We start from the raw sequence: 18,428 nt of genomic DNA, 5'->3' as shown, positions 1-18,428 counted from the left end.
ATGACAGCAGCGGCGCGGCCTGACCGGCGCCGGTTGGCAAGAACTTTCAGTGGGTTTCCACGGCGAGCCGCCCTCCCCCGGCGGTTCGCCATGACGACAGGAGTACCGATGCGCATCCGTACCGCGGGTGTGGTCACCGTTCTCGGCCTGGCGCTCGCCGCGTCGGGCTGCGGCGGCGACAACAGCAACGACGAGCCGGCCACGAAGGCCACCCCCCAGGCCGCGAGCGGCAAGCTCGTCATCTGGGCGGACGACAAGCGGACCGCGGCGCTCAAGCCGTTCGCCGAGAAGTTCGGCCAGGAGAACGGGGTCACCGTCGAGGTGCAGGCCGTCTCCAAGGACCTCCAGACGAACTTCGTCACCGCCTCCCAGCAGGGCAGCGGCCCGGACGTCGTGGTCGGCGCGCACGACTGGATCGGCAACCTGGTCTCCAACGGCGCGATCGACCCGGTGCAGCTCGCTGCCGAGCAGCGCAGCGGCTTCAACGAGACCGCGATCAAGGCGGTGACCTTCAACGGTCAGCTCTACGGCGTCCCCTACGCCACCGAGAACATCGCGCTGATCCGCAACACCGCGTTGGCCCCCGAGGCGCCGAAGACGATCGAGGACCTGGTCGCCACCGGCAAGCGGCTCAAGGCCGAGAAGAAGGCCAGCGAGATCCTCTGCCTCCAGTCCGGCCAGAACGGCGACGCCTACCACGTGTACCCGCTGTACACCTCGGCCGGCGGTTACCTGTTCGGGACCGCGGCCAACGGCGACTACGACCCGAAGGACCTGGGCGTGGGCAAGCCGGAGTCGATCGAGGCGTTCACGAAGATCGGCAAGCTCGGTGAGAAGGGCGACGGCGCGCTGAAGCGCTCCATCACCGGCGAGAACTCGATCGCCACCTTCACCGGCAAGAAGTGCGCCTTCCTGGTCTCCGGCCCGTGGGCGATCGCCGACGCCAAGAAGGCCAACATCGCCTACGACATCTCCCCGGTCCCCGGCTTCGCCGGTGGCAAGCAGGCTCAGCCGTTCGTGGGCGTCCAGGCGTTCTACGTCGCGGCCAAGGGCAAGAACAAGGCGCTGGCCCAGGAGTTCGTCACCAACTACGTCACCAAGCCGGAGTTGGCCGTGGCGCTGTACCAGGCCGAGCCGCGCCCGCCGGCGCTGACCGCCGCGTTCGACCAGGTCAAGGGCACCGACCCGGACCTGGCCAAGTTCTCCGAGGCGGGTAGGAACGGCCAGGTGCTGCCGGCGATCCCGGCCATGGCCGCGATCTGGGACCCGTTCGGCAAGGCGGAGGCAGCCGTCATCGGCGGTGCCGACCCGACGAAGACCGTCACCGCCGCCGGCAAGACGATCTCGGGTCAGATCAAGTAATGAGCACGCTGTCCGGCCCGGGGTCTGCCCAGCAGGCCCCGGGTCGGGGGCCCGTCCGCTCCGGGCTCCCGGGCACGCCCCGTACCGCGCGGAACCACGCGCCGATCACCGCGACCGGTCTGGTCGTCAAGGTGGTCCTGCTCGGCCTGGTGGCCGGGCTCGCGATCTGGGCGGCCTTCCCGCTCATCGCCGCCGAACTCTGGGTCGGGCTGGCCGTCCTGATGGCCACCACCGCCGGCCTCTTCTACCTCTACCTCACCCGCCGGCACATCCCGGCCAAGTACCTGGTGCCGGGAACGATCTTCCTGATCGCCTTCCAGGTCTTCCCCGTGCTCTACACCGCGAGCACCGCGTTCACGAACTTCGGCGACGGCCACCGCGGCTCCAAGGACGACGCGATCGTCGCCATCCAGAGCTCCTCGGTCAGGCAGGTCCCCGGCTCCGCCGAGTACGCCCTCTCCGTCGCCACCGAGGGCGACCCGGCCACCGGGCCACTGGTCTTCCTGGTCACCGACCCGACGACCGGCACGGTCTCGGCCGGTGACGCCGGCGGGCTGCGTCCGCTCGACGCCGCCGACGTGACCGTCGCGCCCGGCGGCAAGGTCACCGCCGCCCGGGGCTACACCGTGCTGAACTTCGGCCAGGCCAGCGTGCGGAGCCAGGAGATCACCGACCTGGTGGTGCCGACCTCGGGCGGCGCGCTGCGCTCCACCGGCCTGTCCCGGGCCTACGAGGGCAAGGCCATCCGGGCGTACGACGCGGCGTGCGACTGCGTCAAGGACACCGAGACCGGCCGGACCTGGACGGCGGACGCGGCGGCCGGCGCCTTCGTCGCCGCCGACGGCGAGCGGCTCGCCCAGGGCTGGCAGGTCGGCGTCGGGCTGAAGAACTTCGCCCGGGTGCTCACCGACTCGACCATCTCCGGCCCGTTCTTCGGCACCCTGCTGTGGAACTTCGCCTTCGCGATCGGCTCGACCGGCCTGACCTTCCTGCTCGGCATGGCGATCGCACTGGCGCTGCACTCGCCCCGGATGCGGGGCACCAACCTCTACCGGGTCTTCCTGATCCTGCCGTACGCCATGCCGTCGTTCGCGATGCTGCTGGTCTGGCGGGACATGTTCAACACCGACTTCGGCCTGATCAACAACCTGTTCGGCCTCGGCGTCGACTGGTTCGGTGGGGCCTGGTCGGCCCGGCTCGCGGTGCTGCTGGTGCAGCTCTGGCTGGGGTACCCGTACATGTTCCTGGTGGCCACGGGTGCGCTCCAGGCCATCCCGAGGGAGCTGACCGAGGCCACCTCGGTCGACGGCGCGTCGCCGTGGCAGTCGTTCCGGGCGGTCACCCTGCCGCTGCTGCTGGTCGCGCTCTCCCCGCTGCTGATCGCGTCGTTCGCGTACAACTTCAACAACATCAACGCGATCTGGTTCACCACCGAAGGCGGCCCGTTCGCGCCGGACAACCCGACCAACGGGGCCACCGACCTGCTGATCACCTACACCTACCGGCTGGCCTTCGGTGCCCAGGGCGCCGAGTTCGGCCTGGCCGCCGCAGTGTCGATCTTCATCTTCGCGATCGTGGCCACGGTCTCGGCGATCAGCTTCCGCCGTACCCGCCAGCAGGAGGAGGTCTACTCGTGACGACCTACCCGGAGGCTGCCGACCCGGGCGCTGCCCGGATGCACGCCGGCCGCTCGCGGGCTGCTCAGCCGGATGCTGTGCCGAGTCGACGCGGCGGAACCGGCCGGCGGGGGAACCGGTGGTTCACCCAGGTCGGCTGGCGGCACGTCGTCGGCGTGCTGGCGGTGGCGTTCAGCCTCTTCCCGATCCTGTTCGTGCTCTCCGCGGCGCTCAACCCGCTCGGCACCCTCTCCTCGACCGAGCTGCTGCCGACCGGGGCCTCGCTGGAGAACTTCGGCAACCTGTTCGCGCGGACCGAGTTCGGCCACTGGTTCCTCAACTCGCTGCTCATCGCGGGCGGGGCGAGCTTCGTGTCGATCTTCCTGTCCTCGCTGGCGGCTTACGCGTTCTCCCGGATGCGCTTCGCCGGACGGCGGTTCGGGCTGCTGACCCTGCTGCTGATCCAGATGTTCCCGCAGTTCCTGGCGATCGTGGCGATCTTCCTGATCTTCACCAGGGTCACCGACCTGTGGCCGTCGATCGGCTTCAACACCCCGTGGGGCCTGTTCCTGCTCTACATGGGCGGCGCGCTGGGCATGAACACCTGGCTGATGAAGGGGTTCTTCGACACCCTGCCCCGCGAGCTGGACGAGTCGGCCACCATGGACGGCGCCAGCCACGCCCAGGTCTTCTTCCGGATCATGCTGCCGCTGGTGGCGCCGATCCTGGCGGTGACCGCGCTGCTGTCGTTCATCGGCACGATCAACGAGTTCATGATCGCCAACGTGTTCCTCACCGACACCGAGTCGAAGACCCTCGCGGTCGGCATGTTCGGCCTGGTGGCCGGGGAGCGGAACAACAACTTCGGGATCTTCGCGGCGGGCACCCTGCTCACCGCGATCCCCACGGTGCTGGTCTTCCAACTGCTCCAGCGCTACATCGTCTCCGGCCTCACCGCCGGGGCCGTCAAAGGGTGAATCGGAGAAAGGTCCTGACATGTCTCTGCACCCGCACCACGACGGGTCCGCCCTGTACGTACCCGAGCAGGAACCCGCCCTCGGTCAGACGGTGCCGGTCTTCGTCCGGGTCCCCGACGGCACCGATGTCCGGCAGGTGCACGTCCGGACCACCGGGGACGGTGAACCGCGCTTCGTCGAGGCCACCGTCGACCGCCGGGACGGCCACGACGTCTGGTGGCGGGCCGACGTCGAGGTCCGCAACCCGGTCAGCAACTACCGGTTCATGCTCACCGGGACGACCGGTTACCGCTGGCTCAACGCCGCCGGCCAGGTCGACCACGACGTGCCCGACCACGGCGACTTCAAGCTGGTCAGCCATGCCCCGCCGCCGGCCTGGGCCCGGGACGCGCTGATCTACCAGATCTTCCCCGACCGGTTCGCCCGGTCCGCCGCCGCCGACGGCCGGACCCCGCCGGACTGGGCGATCCCCTGCGACTGGGACACCCCGGTGATCGGGCGCGGCCCGGAGACCCCCCGCCAGTTCTACGGCGGCGACCTGGACGGCATCACCGAGCGGCTGGACCACCTGGACCGGCTCGGCGTCAACACCGTCTACCTGACGCCGATCTTCCCGGCCCGCTCCAACCACCGGTACGACGCGGCCAGCTTCGACACCGTCGACCCGCTGCTCGGCGGGGACGCGGCACTGGTCCGGCTGGCCGACGCCGTCCGGGCCCGGGGCTGGCGGCTGCTCGGCGACATCACCAGCAACCACACCGGGGACGCGCACGAGTGGTTCACCCGCGCCCTCGCCGACGTCCGCGCGCCCGAACGGGAGCTGTACTACTTCGACGGGGACGGCTCCGGGTGCGGTTACGAGTCGTGGAACGGGGTGCGGTCGCTGCCGAAGCTCAACTGGGGCAGCGCCGAACTGCGTCACCGCTTCGCCACCGCTGCGGACTCGTTGCTGCGCCGCTGGCTGCGCCCGCCGTACGGGCTCGACGGCTGGCGGGTCGACGTGGCCAACATGACCGGCCGGCGCGGCGCGGACGCCTACACCCACGAGGTGGCGAAGCTGCTGCGGGAGGTGGTCGCACAGACCCGGGCCGACGGGCTGCTGCTCGCCGAGCACGGCCACGACCACACCGGCGACCTGGACTCCGACGGCTGGCACGGCACGATGAACTACGTGGGCTTCACCGACCCGATCTGGTCCTGGCTGCGGCACGAGGGCGCGTCACCGCGGCCCGGCGGCTCGTCACGGGACGTCGGTCCGTCACGGCCGGGCGGCTCGTCGCGGGTCGCCGGCCTGCCGCGGGACGGCGACGAGCCGGTGCCGAACTTCCTCGGGACACCGGGTGGCGTGCGGCGGCGGGACGCCCACGCGGTGCTCGCCACCATGAACAGCTTCCGGTCGCTGATCTCCTGGCGGTCGTACACCCACTCGTGGCAGTTGCTCGGCTCACACGACTCGGCCCGGATCCGCACCGTGGTCGGGGACGCCGCCCGGCAGGAGGTGGCCGCCGGGCTGCTCGCCACCATGCCCGGCACCCCGGTCGTGTTCGCCGGCGACGAGCTGGGCCTGACCGGCGGCAACGGCGAGGGCTCGCGTACCCCGATGCCGTGGCACCGGCCGGAGCGCTGGGACGCCGGCACGTTCGCCGCGTACCGGGCGTTGCTGGCGCTGCGCCGGGACACCCCGGCGCTGCGGCACGGCGGGCTGCGCTGGGTGCACGCGGACGCCGACACGCTGGTCTTCCTGCGCGAGGCGACGACCGGCACGGCGCTGGTGCTGGCCCGTCGGGCGGCGGCCCCGCCGGTGCGGCTGGTCGGACTTGCGGCGGGGGAGAACATCTACGGCGGCGCGGCGGCCCTGCGCCCCGACGCCGACGGCGCGGTGACCCTTCCCGGCGACGGCCCGACCTTCCAGGTCTGGCACTTCTGATGCCGGCCTGTCGTGGCGACCGGCGGAGATCACGGATTGAACTCAGCTGGTGGGGCACCTACTACGAAGCGTCGTTGATGGGGGAGGATGGCCGGCGTGGAAGCTCTTCGACTGATCCTTCTCTATGTCCATCTGATCGGGTTCGCGCTGCTGCTCGGCGGTGCGGTCGCCCAGTACGTCAGCGGCCGGCTGCGGATCAACGCGGCGATGCTCTGGGGTGCGGTGATCCAGCTGCTGACCGGCCTCGGCCTGTCCGCGCCGCTGCGCGACGGCGACGAGCCGGCCCCCGCGAAGCTTGTTACCAAGTTGGTGCTGGCCCTGCTCATCTTCGTCATGGTCTTCTTTTCCCGTAAGCGGGAGCAGGTGGCCCGTGGTCACTTCCTGGCGATCATCGGATTGACCCTGGTCACGGCCGCCGTGGCGGTGTTCTGGCGGTAGTCGGCCGGGGTCGGCGGGGTCACCGGGAAACGGACGTTCGCGACACCTACCTGGTCATTGCCAGCACGATGGGTGATGTGCCCCACCCCAGGGTTACGCCGGGATAACGAGCGTTCAACAGTCGTGCACGATTGGCGGCCGCTGGGTGGGCGCGGGCGTACGCTCCCGTCCGTAACGTGGGATGCCGGCAGCACAGCGCTGGTCGGTCAAGGGCTGCCACCGCACAAGGCGGTGTGCAATGGAAGGAGACGTCTTGCGCTCTGTGCGTGGGATGCGGATCGCCTCCGCTGTCGTGGCGGGTGGGCTCGTGCTGGGTGCCGCCGCATGTGGTGAGGCCCCCGAGGACGACAACAACGCCGGTGGCAGCGGCGCCAAGAAGTACAGCGCCTGCATGGTGACCGACGTCGGCGGCATCGACGACAAGTCGTTCAACACCTCCGCCTGGAAGGGCCTGGAGGAGGCCAAGAAGGCCAACGACAACATTGACATCAAGTACGTCGCGTCCAAGGCCGAGGCGGACTACGAGGTCAACCTGACCGGGTACGTCAACCAGAAGTGCGACTTCATCCTGGCCGTCGGTGGCCTGATGTCGGACGCCACCTCCAAGATCGCCAAGGCGAACCCGAACCAGCAGTTCGGCATCGTCGACGCCAAGCCGGGCGACGCCAACGTCTACCCGATGCAGTTCGACACCGCCCAGGCCGCCTTCCAGGCCGGTTACCTGGCCGCCGGGATGAGCAAGACCGGCAAGGTCGGCACCTACGGCGCCATGCCGATCCCGCCGGTGACCATCTTCATGGACGGTTTCGTCGACGGTGTGGCCTATTACAACAAGGCCAAGACCAAGAACGTCCAGGTGCTGGGCTGGGACAAGGCGTCCCAGAAGGGTTCGTTCTCGAACTCCTTCGACAAGCAGGACGAGGGCAAGAAGGTCTCCGACGCGCTGGTCGCCCAGGGCGCGGACATCGTCATGCCGGTCGCCGGTGGCGCGGGCCTCGGCACCACCTCCGCGGCGAAGGCCTCGGGTGGCAAGTACTCGGTCGTCTGGGTCGACGTTGACGGCTGCGAGAGCACCCCGGACTGCGCGGCGCTGCTGACCACCGTGGTCAAGAACATCCCGGACGCCGTCAAGGAGGCCGTGGTCAAGGCCGCCGGTGGCGAGAAGCTCGCCGCCACCCCGGGCTTCGTGGGCAACCTGGCGAACAACGGTGTCTCGATCGCCCCGTACCACGAGTTCGACAGCAAGGTCCCGGCGGACCTCAAGGCCGAGGTCGAGAAGATCAAGGCGGACATCGCCGCCGGCACCATCACGGTCACCTCGAAGGCACAGCCGACCAAGTGATCGCCGCGCCGGCCGCCGCGGTGAGATCATCGGCAGCGGAGGCCGGCGGGCACCAGGCATGACGACCGGCCGTCCCGGCGTACGTGGGTGATCCCACGGGCGTCGGGGCGGCCGGTCCGCTCCCCGGTCGGCCGGCACCCTCCGGAGACCGGCCGACCGGCAGCTACGCTGCACCATCGCTCGCACTCCAGGAGGTTGCGCTGAGACTCGAACTGCGCGGCATCACCAAGCGGTTCGGTGATCTGGTCGCCAACGATCACATCGACCTGACGGTGGAGCCTGGAGAGATCCACGCCCTGCTCGGCGAGAACGGCGCGGGCAAGTCGACCCTGATGAACGTGCTCTACGGGCTCTACCAGCCCGACGAGGGCGAGATCCTGGTCGACGGCCAGCCGCTGAAGCTGAAGGGCCCCAGCGACGCGATCGCCGCCGGGATCGGCATGGTGCACCAGCACTTCATGCTGGTGCCGGTCTTCACCGTGACCGAGAACATCATGCTCGGCGCCGAGCAGGTCCGGGGTGGCATCGTCGGCTTCCTGGACCGGCGGCGGGCCCGCCGTGAGGTGGCCGAGGTCTCCGAGCGGTACAACCTGCGGGTCGACCCGGACGCGGTGATCGAGGACTTGCCGGTCGGTATCCAGCAGCGCGTCGAGATCGTCAAGGCACTCACCCGCGACGTCGACCTGCTCATCCTGGACGAGCCGACCGCCGTGCTCACCCCGCAGGAGACCGAGGAGCTGCTCACGGTCATGCGGTCGCTCAAGGCGGCCGGCAAGTCGATCGTCTTCATCACCCACAAGCTCGGCGAGGTCAAGGCCATCGCCGACCGGATCACCGTGATCCGGCGGGGGCGGACCGTCGGCACCGCCGCCCCGCAGGCGAGCCGGGACGAGTTGGCCGCGCTGATGGTCGGCCGCAACGTCCGGCTCACCGTGGACAAGCAGCCCGCCACCCCGGGCCGGCCGATCCTGGAGGTCGCCGGCCTGGTCGTCGACGACGACCGGCAGATCCGCGCGGTGGACGGCATCGACCTGACCGTACGCGCCGGTGAGGTGCTCGGCATCGCCGGAGTGCAGGGCAACGGGCAGACCGAGCTGATCGAGGCGATCATGGGGCTGCGGCCGACGCTCGGCGGCTCGGTGACCCTCGACGGTCAGCCTATCCACGGCTGGTCCACCAAGAAGGTGCTCCGCGCCGGGGTCGGCTACGTGCCCGAGGACCGCAGCGTCGACGGCCTGGTCAAGGAGTTCAGCGTCGCCGAGAACCTGGTCCTCGACATCTACGACCGGCCGCCGTTCGGCAAGGGCCTGGCGCTGCGTCCGGACGCGATCGCGACGTCGGCGAAGGAGCGGATCGAACAGTTCGACGTGCGTACCCCGTCGGCGGACGCGGCGGTGGGCACCCTGTCCGGCGGCAACCAGCAAAAGGTGATCGTGGCCCGGGAGCTGTCCCGGCCACTGAAGCTCTTCATCGCCGCCCAGCCCACCCGGGGCGTGGACGTCGGCTCGATCGAGTTCATCCACAGCCGGGTCATCCGCGAGCGGGACGTCGGCACCGCCGTCATGGTCGTCTCCAGCGAACTGGACGAGGTGATCGGCCTCGCCGACCGGATCGCGGTGATGTATCGGGGCCGGATCATCGGCATCGTCGGCCCGGACACCCCGCGCGAGGAGATCGGCCTGCTGATGGCCGGCATCACCCCGGACGCACCCGCCGGAACCGCCCCGGCCCCCGAGAGCCCTGGTAACGAGGACGAGGCATGAGCGAGCGCCAGCGAGCGAATCATCGACCCGGCGCACTGGTGCCTCAGGCCGGCACCGAGCGCAGCGAGGTGACGGCATGAGCGACCCCAACCCGGCGTCCGGCTCCGCGGACAAGCAGCCGGCGACCGAGGCGGAGCTGAGCACGGCCGGCCGGACCGACCGTGCCGCCAGCATGACCGCCCCGAAGCAGCCCGCGCCCCGGCCCGCGCTGGGCCGGCTCTTCCTGGACAACCTCTGGGCCGCCAACACGTTGACCGTCACCGTCCTCGCGTTGGTCCTGGCGATGCTGGTCGGCGCGGTCCTGATCATCGTGTCGGACCCGGAGGTGCTGGCCACCTACGGCTACATCACGGCCCGCCCCGCCGACGCGCTCAACGCCAGTTGGGCGGTGGTCAGCGAGGCGTACGCCAACCTGTTCAAGGGTGCGATCTTCGACCCGGAGGCGTCCGGCTTCACCGCCGCGATGGGCCCGATCTCGGAGACGCTCACGTACACCGCGCCGCTGGCCTTCACCGGCCTGTCGGTGGCGCTCGCCTTCCGGGGCGGCCTGTTCAACATCGGCGCCCAGGGTCAGGCGACGATGGGTGTCGTCCTGGCCGCCGTGGCCGGCTTCGCGCTGCCGCTGCCCCCGGTGGTGCACCTGGTCGTCGCGCTGATCGCCGGTGCCGTCGGCGGCGCGGTCTGGGGCTTCGTCCCCGGCATCCTCAAGGCCCGGACGGGCGCGCACGAGGTGATCAACACGATCATGCTCAACTACGTCGCCGTCTACTTCCTGTCCTGGATCATCGTGCAGAACGGGGTGCAGAACCCGGACCGGTCGGACGCGATCAGCCGGCCGGTCGACTCCTCCGCCGCGCTGCCCCGGCTGCTCGGCGACAACCTGCGGGTGCACGCCGGCATCCTGCTCGCGGTGCTGGCCACCTGGTGCATCGCCTGGCTGCTCAACCGGTCGACGCTCGGCTTCGAGCTGCGGGCCGTCGGCGCGAACCCGGACGCGGCCCGGACCGCCGGCATCAGCGTCACCAAGGCGTACGTGCTGGTGATGGTGATCGCCGGGATGCTCGCCGGCCTCGGTGGCAGCCAGATGGTGCTCGGCTCGACCGCGAACGCGCTGACCCCGCTGGTGATCGCGCAGATCGGCTTCGACGGCATCCTGGTGGCGCTGCTCGGCCGGGTGAAGCCGTGGGGTGTGCTGCTGGCCGCGCTGCTCTTCGGCGCGCTCCAGGCCGGCGGCAACCGGATGCAGTCGTACTCGGGGATCTCGCTGGAGCTGGTCACCGTGCTCCAGGCGCTGATCGTCATCTTCATCGCCGCGCCGGCCCTGGTGAAGGCGATCTTCCAGCTCCGGGCCGCCCGCGCCGCCCGGTTGCAGACGAGCCTCGCGAAGGGCTGGTGAGGCATGTCCACCACCGCTGTTCCCGACGTCGCCGTGGCCGTGGTCGACGAGGGTTTCTGGACCCGCCATCGTAAGGTCGGCGCGGTCCTGCTGGCGCTGGGCGTGCTCGCCGCCGTGCTGTTCGGGGCGCTCGCCACCGGCCAGCAGGCCCGGTTCACCCTCAGCGAGACCGAGGGTGGCGCGGCGCTGGAGATCCACGGCACGACGGGCGCGATCCTGTTCGGGATCGTCGCCGCCGCAGCCGGCGGCGCGCTGCTGGCCGGGGTGCCGAAGCGTTGGTTCACCCTGGTGCTCGGCGTCGGTCTGCTCGCCTTCGTGCTGAGCTTCCTGTGCTGGCAGGTCTCCGCCGCCCCCGAGGGCCGCAACTTCATGCCGATGGTCAACATCGTGCGGGGCACCTTCATCCTGGCCCTGCCGCTGATCTTCGGTGCCCTGGCCGGGGTGCTCTGCGAGCGGTCCGGGGTGGTCAACGTCGCCATCGAGGGCCAGTTGCTGATGGGCGCGTTCAGCGGCGCGCTCTTCGGCAGCCTCAGCGGCAGCGTCTGGGTGGGCCTGGTCGCCGCCGCGATCGGTGGCGCGCTCGTCTCGCTGCTGCTGGCGGTCTTCGCCATCCGCTACCTCGTCGACCAGGTCGTCATGGGGGTGGTGCTCAACCTGCTGGCGGTCGGCGTCACCGGCTTCCTCTACGAGCGGCTGATGCAGACCAACGCGGAGAAGTACAACAGCGCGCCGCGCTTCGGCAACTGGGAGATCCCGCTGCTGTCCGACATCCCGCTGCTCGGTCCGGCGCTGTTCCGGGGCAACATCTTCCTCTATCTCGGGCTGCTGCTGGTGCTGGTCATCCACCTGGCGCTGTTTCGTACCCGGTGGGGCCTGCGGACCCGGTCGGTGGGCGAGCACCCCACCGCCGCCGACACCCTGGGTGTCAAGGTGCTGGGCCTGCGCTACCGCAACGTGCTGCTGGCCGGCGTGGTGGCCGGCATCGGTGGCGCGTCGTACACCCTGGCGCTCTACAGCTTCACCAAGAACATGATCGGCGGTAAGGGCTTCATCGCCCTGGCCGCGCTGATCTTCGGCCGGTGGAGCCCGACCGGCGCGCTGCTCGCCGCGCTCTTCTTCGGCTTCGCCGACCAGCTGGCCACCTACCTCGGTGCGATCGGCAGCAGCATCCCCAGCCAGTTCCTGGCGATGCTGCCGTACCTGGCGACGATCCTGGCGGTGGCCGGGCTGGTCGGTCGGGTCCGGGCACCCGCCGCCGACGGCAAGCCGTACGTCAAGGGCTGACATGGGCAACGACCCTGGGCTTCGGTGGACCTCAGGCCACCCTGCTCCGCCCTGACAGTCGCTCGACAAGCCCGCTGTTGCGGCCCACATCGAGGAGTGAATATGCCGTGCGGATGTGTGACATGGCCTCTTCGAGGTGGCGTACCAACTCGGATTCATGCTGCACTTCATCTGGTCGCATCGAGGAGGAGCGCGACACGTCAATGTCGACTGGACGAGGAGAGGTGTCTGCGGTAGGTGACAGGGCGTCGTAGGCCAGCGCCTTCTGGATTCGGCGCTCCGCCTCTCGGGCTGAGGGCCCTGGGTGGCTGCCGAACTCCTCCGCCAGACCCTTTGTGAAGGCACGGTAGACGGCTAGCGCCTCCGACTGTCGATGGCTCAGTAGCAGGGCATCGATTAGCAGAACCAGGTAACGTTCGTCCGCCGGATGAAGTCGGGTCAGGCACCGCAGATCAGCCACCGCTTCGTCAAAGCGTCCCAGTTCGATCTGCGTTTCGATTAGCCGTTCGGTAGCGGCTGCCCGCAGTTCGTCGAGGCGGTGTGCGTAGGCCCGGAGCTCAACCCCGTCCATGCCGTCGAGTGCTGGTCCGGTCCATATTGCGAGAGCGTCGCGATATGTTGCCACCGCCGTCTCCGGGCGGCCTGCGGCCATCTGTGCGCGCCCTGCACCCAGATTGTGCTCGAAACAGTGGGCGTCGATTTCGTTGGGATCCACGTTGAGTTGGTAGCCACGACCGCTTCGGCTGATGGTGACAGCGTCCGCTCCTCCACCTAATACCCGCCGAAGCATTGACACGCAATTTTGGACCTGCTCACGAGCGGTAGCTGGAGGCCGATCCTCCCAAACGGCGTCGACCAGTCTGTCGACGGAGACACTTCGGTTGGCGTTTACCGTCAGCATCGCCACCAGTATGGTGGAGCGTCGGGCCTTCAGCCCCTTGGCGTTCTCGACGCATGGCGCGCCCAAGATCCTAAAGCGCATAGACACCCCCGTGTCGTGCGGTTGTTGCACTGCATGCTCGCGTCATCCTGCGGGAGGGGGCTACTACCTGTCAAGATCTGTTAACGGAAGGAGAGGTTCTTGGTTGGTTGGTCCAAGTGGCATTTATCGCCATAAAGCGTGACCGGGCGATCCCGGTCACGCTTCACGAGCCAACCGCGCTGGCGAGGTTCCTGGTCAGGCGGGTCTCTGCTGTAGTTTGGCGAGGTCGGACGCGGCTCTGTGGCGGCGCGGAGAGTAGATGTCGCTGGGCGTACCCGCTCCGACTCCTGGCGTGGTATTCCAGGATCCGATCTTCGCGGCGACCCGGAACAGACGGCCGTTGCCGGGTCGTACGTCGATCTGGAAGTGTCCCTCCTTCGGCGAAGCCGGGTGGTCGCCGCCCCAGCGAACGACGCCCTCGCACTCAGCAAGGATGTCTCGGACGACCGCCACCTCGTGGGTGAAGAGGCCGCCGCGGGCTCCGGTCGGATAACGGTCCGGCCAGATGGCGACCGCGGTACCGGAGAGATAGTCCGACTCGTATGGAGTCGAGATCCGACGACTCTCTCGGTGTCCGGTGACCGCGCCCACGGCTACCGCGCCTATTTCGTAGTGAAACCTGCGGACCACGTAGAGCAGGATGGTTGCGACCTCACCGATCAACAGGGCGACCGAGGCATTGGACCCCTCCACGCGATAGAGGTGAGTCGCGTCCGAGTTGACTATGGGCCAGCCGTTCTGCGAGGTGGCACGTGACCAGCGCATGCGGGTGGAGACAGTGGTTGGTGGTGCTGCTGAAGCGGGGGGCCCGCCAGCGAAGGCGAGAGTACCCACGCCGGCCAGCCCGGCAGCAAGAACATGGCGACGGCGCCACCGGCTATCGGGAACCTCAGAATCGGTCATCTGTTCGTACTCCTGGTCTGTTTGCCGGCGGATTGGATATCACGACGGAGTGGAAGGACTTGTGCGGCATTGCCGGATGATATAGACCGACATGATGAGCGCGCAGGCGAGCGCCCCGATCAGTAGGATGATGATGAGGGGGTTGACGTAGCTGGGAACCATGTCGATGTACTCGGTGCACTTGCGCTCGAGTGGCCAGTACCGGGCGTCGCCGTGCATGCCGTCCCAGTTGCCATAACGGGACACGCACGCATCCTCTGGGCTGACGCCCCAGTACGACTCCATGTGCACGAGACCGAAAAGGTACGCCTCGCCGGCCGCGATCAGGAGGTAGGTGGCCGTGCGCGCCCATTCCCTCACCGGCGTGAAGGTTTTCCGAGTGACCCTGTGCAGTGCGCGGGCCATCGGCAGAACGAGAACGGGCACGGTGACTAGGACGATCACTAAGGCGAGCACGGTCGCTCCTTGTCGAGCCTAACGCTGGACGTTGCGCAGGCGCGCCAGCCCGGCGTCCTGGTTGACCAGATTCTGGAGAGTGTCAACGTACCCCTTGAGGAAGGGGTCCAGTTTGCTCGCCGGTAGCGCGCTTGGTGGCAGAGCGCCCGCAGTCTGCTTCTGAACAGCGGCTGTCCCCAACGCGTCCGTCACGAGATCGAGCGTGCCGCGGAGCAACGTCCTGGCAGCAGTGGTTGCGTCGGTGGTGCTGCCGTTGTAACGCCTGGTGAAGAACTGCCGAAACCGGGTGAGGTAGCCGGTACCGCCGAGGTGACCACGCAGGGTGGCCTTCACGGTCGATCCTCCGCGCAGCGCCATGCCGAGCAGGTAGCCGTCGACATCCTCCACAAGGTCGCCAAAGCTGAACGAGGACACGACGTTGATCTTCGCGAGCCGATCCATGCAGAAGGCGTAGCCCGAGGCATACTCGTCCTCGTTGTTCCACCAGTCGGCATAGAAGGTGGTCAGGTCGCCACCCCAGCCGCCAAAGTCTCCCCGCCACCCGGCGGAAGCGTTTGCCGTCAGCCCGCCGCTTCCCTTCGCGTAGACCCCGCAGGCCGTAGCGGCTAGATGGTCAACGTTGATCTCCACTCCGTAGCCGGGGTCAACGAAGACCGGCTTTCGCTGGGGACCGTTCGCCTGTGCATATGACAGCCATTCCTGATCCACGCCGGTGGTGTCGAGCAGCGTGTTCCAGCCACTTCTCTCGCCATCATAGGTCGGGTAGCGGAGGAAATCCAAGACCAGGCGGTTGGCATCGCCCCTGGCGTATGCCACGGCAGTGGCCTGAAGTTGGTCGATATAGGTGAGGAATTGCTCGATTGGCGTTCCCGTGACGCCAACATTCTCGGCACCTACGCCTGGGTCGCTGAAAGGGCGATGGACGTTACGATCGAGGTCGAACGAATCGGAGCCCGTTGTGTAGCTGAACTCCTTGATTTGGTTGAATGACCAGTTTGCCGGCATTGAGAAGCCAAGATTTCCGGAGAATCCCCACGACATTCCTGAAACGAAGGAATAGCGAGCGTAGGTCTCGTCGCTGACCCGCGAGCACACGTTGCGCGATCCGTAGACGCCGGCAAGGTATCTCTTTCCTTGGCGCGACAGTCCGGCTTGCACGCCTCTGAAGTACGGGACGATATTGCTAGTTATCTCCTCGTCCGTGGCGTCGTAGTCAACTGCGAAGTAGATCACTGTTCCCCGGTTGAATCCGTAGCCGAGGGCTCGCGCGTGAGCGCGCAAAGCATGATCGAAGCCCTGCGAGTAGGTAAAATCTTCAAGCCCGCGGCCGTTGTACTGGGAGATCGGGAACATTCGCATTCCGCCGGCGAAGATGGCATTGAGTTCGCCGGGTTGAATTTCCTTCTCCAGGTTCTTCGGCTCGTCCTCGTCGAGGTAGCGCCCGACCGTGTAGTAGCCTGATGCGACGAGTGCGCGAGCGCGACTCTCGCTGATGTGGAAACGAGTGTCACAGGCGTGCGCCGGTCGGTCTGGATCGCCGGTGGAGACGAGTAGTTGAGCCCACGTCTGATAGTCGCCACGCCCGTTGACGGTCAGCACGGAGAATCGCTGAAACTCCTGTACGTAGGTGGCGAGTGCTGCGTCGAACACGTTCTTGAAGGTCGTGTTGTAAGGGCCCGTCGCGCTGAGCACCACGCCGTTGAAGACACAGGCGGCGCTGAACAACTGGACAAAGATCCCGGATGAGCCCTGCATGACGGGATGATCGCGCAGGCCCTGCTGCGTACCCGGGCCGAAGTTGCCGTTGGCCTGATCCTGGGGGATGCCGACCTCGTACTGGATCGCCTTCATCAGTGCCTGCTGCACATCGCGGGAGTAGTGACCATCACACGGCACAATGAAGAACGTCGACTTATCGAGGTAGCGGCCGTTGAGCCAGCGTTGGATCTCCCGAACCTCGGGTCGGCCGCCGGAGAGCAACACGTACGCGTCCATGGTCAGGAGGGACTTGAATACCTTCGGCTGCACATCGGTGTCCGAGGCGTCCAAGCCGGCATCTGCCTTGAGCTGGCCGATGGCCGAGGCCGTGTCGGTTCCGTACACACCGTCGCCGGGGCCGCCCCAGTAGCCCTTGCAAAACAAGGCGTACTGCACAATGTTGACGATGTTTCCGTTGCTGGTGTCAGGGCCGATGGCGCCGAGTGTGGTGAGCCGAGACATGGTGGTGGGACCGAAAGCATCGGAAAGGACCTCGATCCCGAGCTCGTACTGCAGCGCCCGAGTGAGGGAGTACATGGTGGCCCAGCCGGTCTTGCCGTTTTCTGGGCACGGGTTGTAGTAGGGCACGGATTGGTATGTGGCGTTGACCCATTTCTGGGCCTCTAGCACCTTGGCGTCTGCCATCTTCACCTGTGTCCGATCAAGCGTGGCGGGGAATGGTGGCACCGGGTGGTGTCGCACGACTCCGGTGAAAGCACCCTCGGTAGTTGCCGAGAACCTACACCTTGCTCTTCATCGTCCGCTCACTGCTTTCCCATCGCTCGCTAGTCGGCCGGAGGTGGTCGCACGGTGGCAATTCGATAGCTGGACCTCCTAGTCTTTGGCTCAGTTACGTCACGTCATGGTGACCGGCAACTATTGGGAAGGTGCAGAAAGCAATGCAGAGTCGACGTATGAGCATCGCATTCGCCGCGATCGGGGCCGTTGTCGGTCTCACGGCAGTCGTGCTGCCCGCTGGCCCGGCCGCGGCATCCTGCAGCACGGTGCAGTACGCCCATTACGAGGACTCCGGGGAGAAGGGCTGGAAGCTGATCGGTGACGGCAGTTGCAGTGAGCGGTGGGGGCAACTAGTGGTTGACAGCACCTATGCGACAGCGCCGGGCTATTCGGTCAAGATCGAGCGTCATATCAAGTCGCCGTACGGTTACTATCTGGAGTCGGCGTACACCGCTACCATGGGCAGCGGTGCCACCGGCTCTAAGAACACGACCCACACGACGAACAGCTCGGGTGACGCGGACCGTCACCGACTCTGCTGGGACTATGCGCACTACAACGGCTCCGCCTGGGTGCCGGATGGCAGCTGGACGTGCTCGGGTTGGTACTACTGACATTTTGGAGCGTGAAGCGGCCGACGGAGTGCACTCCGTCGGCCGCTTCACGCTGCGTGTAGGCCGTGTCATGAGGTTCGCTGGCTGGATGCGGCAGAATCAGAGTTATGGAGATCGACTGGGAGCGTCTGCGGGCTGCCGCCACCGAGGTGATGCGGCACGCCTACGTGCCGTACTCCAAGTTCCCGGTCGGCGCGGCGGCCCTGGTCGACGACGGCCGGGTGGTGGTCGGCTGCAACGTGGAGAACGCCGGGTACGGCGTGACCCTCTGCGCCGAGTGCGGGGTGGTCTCCGCGCTGCACGCCACCGGCGGTGGGCGGCTGGTCGCCATGTCCTGCGTCGACGCGACCGGTGAGCCGCTGATGCCGTGCGGCCGGTGCCGGCAGTTGCTCTGGGAGAACGGTGGCCCGGAGTGCCTGGTCGAGTCGAAGGCCGGCCCGCTGCGGATGGCGGAGCTGTTGCCGCACGCCTTCGACGTGGCCGACATCGAGGCGGTCGTCGGCGAGACGCCGGTACCGGTGGTGCCGGACCGGTTGGCCGCCTGGCGTGGTCGGGGCAGCGTCTTCGTCCACCCGGATCTCGCTGCCGGACGGCAGGTCTGGACGGCGTACTGGGAGCGGTCGGCCGGGGACGACCTCGGTGCCGAGACCGGTGTGCTGGAGGAGGCCCCGAGCTGGGACGACCCGGTCGAGGCGGTCGCCTGGGGGTTGGCGCGTACGCCCCGGGTGGTGGTGGTCGACGCCACCGGGACGATCTTCTGGGCCGGTGAGGGCGAGCCGCCGGTGGAGATCCCGACCCGCTGGGGCGGTTGAGGTTCGCCGGCCACCAACGGGCGTAGAGGGCGGCAACAGGCCAGCGGGCGTACCGCGCTG

At 68.0% G+C, this 18,428-nt stretch carries 15 protein-coding genes and 1 pseudogene; 11 read left to right on the top strand and 5 right to left on the bottom strand.

Annotated elements, in window-relative coordinates:
- Positions 1-108: 108 nt before the first annotated feature.
- The 9 genes from ACIG87_RS18445 to ACIG87_RS18405 all read left to right on the top strand — a co-directional run bounded on the left by ACIG87_RS18445 (position 109) and on the right by ACIG87_RS18405 (position 12,105).
- Positions 109-1,362, top strand: coding sequence for an extracellular solute-binding protein (locus ACIG87_RS18445; protein WP_396851750.1), 1,254 nt, complete (start codon positions 109-111; stop codon positions 1,360-1,362).
- Complete coding sequence (locus tag ACIG87_RS18440; protein ID WP_396851748.1) at positions 1,362-2,999, top strand: ABC transporter permease subunit; 1,638 nt, start codon at positions 1,362-1,364, stop codon at positions 2,997-2,999. The genes ACIG87_RS18445 and ACIG87_RS18440 overlap by 1 nt, the downstream gene beginning before the upstream one ends.
- Positions 2,996-3,955 (top strand): sugar ABC transporter permease, encoded by a 960-nt coding sequence (locus ACIG87_RS18435; protein WP_396851746.1) that lies wholly within the window; start codon positions 2,996-2,998, stop codon positions 3,953-3,955. The genes ACIG87_RS18440 and ACIG87_RS18435 overlap by 4 nt, the downstream gene beginning before the upstream one ends.
- 19 nt (positions 3,956-3,974) lie before the next feature.
- The gene (locus ACIG87_RS18430; RefSeq protein ID WP_396851745.1) at positions 3,975-5,882 is read left to right on the top strand and encodes a glycoside hydrolase family 13 protein; all 1,908 of its coding nucleotides are present in this window, start codon (positions 3,975-3,977) and stop codon (positions 5,880-5,882) included.
- A 96-nt stretch (positions 5,883-5,978) separates the two neighbouring features.
- Complete coding sequence (locus ACIG87_RS18425) at positions 5,979-6,320, top strand: hypothetical protein (RefSeq protein ID WP_396851744.1); 342 nt, start codon at positions 5,979-5,981, stop codon at positions 6,318-6,320.
- Positions 6,321-6,591: 271 nt separating this feature from the next.
- Positions 6,592-7,662 carry a BMP family protein gene (locus ACIG87_RS18420; RefSeq protein ID WP_396851833.1) on the top strand — a complete coding sequence of 357 codons (1,071 nt, stop codon included), beginning with the start codon at positions 6,592-6,594 and terminating at the stop codon, positions 7,660-7,662.
- Positions 7,663-7,745: 83 nt separating this feature from the next.
- Positions 7,746-9,425, top strand: coding sequence for an ABC transporter ATP-binding protein (locus ACIG87_RS18415; RefSeq protein WP_396851743.1), 1,680 nt, complete (start codon positions 7,746-7,748; stop codon positions 9,423-9,425).
- Positions 9,426-9,501: 76 nt separating this feature from the next.
- Entirely contained in the window at positions 9,502-10,821 is a 1,320-nt protein-coding gene (locus tag ACIG87_RS18410) for an ABC transporter permease (protein WP_396851741.1), read from the top strand.
- A 3-nt stretch (positions 10,822-10,824) separates the two neighbouring features.
- Positions 10,825-12,105: an ABC transporter permease gene (locus ACIG87_RS18405; protein ID WP_396851740.1), complete on the top strand. Its 1,281-nt coding sequence runs from the start codon at positions 10,825-10,827 to the stop codon at positions 12,103-12,105.
- Positions 12,106-12,136: 31 nt separating this feature from the next.
- Here the strand turns inward: ACIG87_RS18405 and ACIG87_RS18400 are convergent, their stop codons facing one another.
- The 5 genes and pseudogenes from ACIG87_RS18400 to ACIG87_RS18380 form a co-directional block, all read right to left on the bottom strand.
- Positions 12,137-12,820: a BTAD domain-containing putative transcriptional regulator gene (locus tag ACIG87_RS18400; protein ID WP_396851832.1), complete on the bottom strand. Its 684-nt coding sequence runs from the start codon at positions 12,818-12,820 to the stop codon at positions 12,137-12,139.
- Between the two features lie 15 nt (positions 12,821-12,835).
- Positions 12,836-13,006 (bottom strand): annotated as a pseudogene (locus tag ACIG87_RS18395) (winged helix-turn-helix domain-containing protein); the annotation flags it as partial.
- A gap of 276 nt (positions 13,007-13,282) precedes the next feature.
- The gene (locus tag ACIG87_RS18390; protein ID WP_396851738.1) at positions 13,283-13,990 is read right to left on the bottom strand and encodes a hypothetical protein; all 708 of its coding nucleotides are present in this window, start codon (positions 13,988-13,990) and stop codon (positions 13,283-13,285) included.
- A gap of 39 nt (positions 13,991-14,029) precedes the next feature.
- Positions 14,030-14,446 carry a hypothetical protein gene (locus ACIG87_RS18385; RefSeq protein WP_396851736.1) on the bottom strand — a complete coding sequence of 139 codons (417 nt, stop codon included), beginning with the start codon at positions 14,444-14,446 and terminating at the stop codon, positions 14,030-14,032.
- 18 nt (positions 14,447-14,464) lie between these two features.
- Entirely contained in the window at positions 14,465-16,849 is a 2,385-nt protein-coding gene (locus ACIG87_RS18380) for a glycoside hydrolase domain-containing protein (protein ID WP_396851735.1), read from the bottom strand.
- Positions 16,850-17,118: 269 nt separating this feature from the next.
- Here ACIG87_RS18380 and ACIG87_RS18375 point away from each other — a divergent pair, with 269 nt between their 5' ends.
- A complete protein-coding gene (locus ACIG87_RS18375) occupies positions 17,119-17,556 on the top strand; it encodes a hypothetical protein (protein WP_396851733.1) in 438 nt (145 codons plus the stop codon).
- 107 nt (positions 17,557-17,663) lie between these two features.
- A complete protein-coding gene (locus tag ACIG87_RS18370) occupies positions 17,664-18,368 on the top strand; it encodes a cytidine deaminase (RefSeq protein ID WP_396851732.1) in 705 nt (234 codons plus the stop codon).
- The last annotated feature ends 60 nt before the right edge of the window (positions 18,369-18,428 follow it).

This window comes from Micromonospora sp. NPDC051925, from assembly GCF_044548625.1.
Taxonomy (GTDB): Bacteria; Actinomycetota; Actinomycetes; order Mycobacteriales; family Micromonosporaceae; genus Micromonospora.
This window is presented reverse-complemented; position numbering and strand designations above follow the sequence as displayed.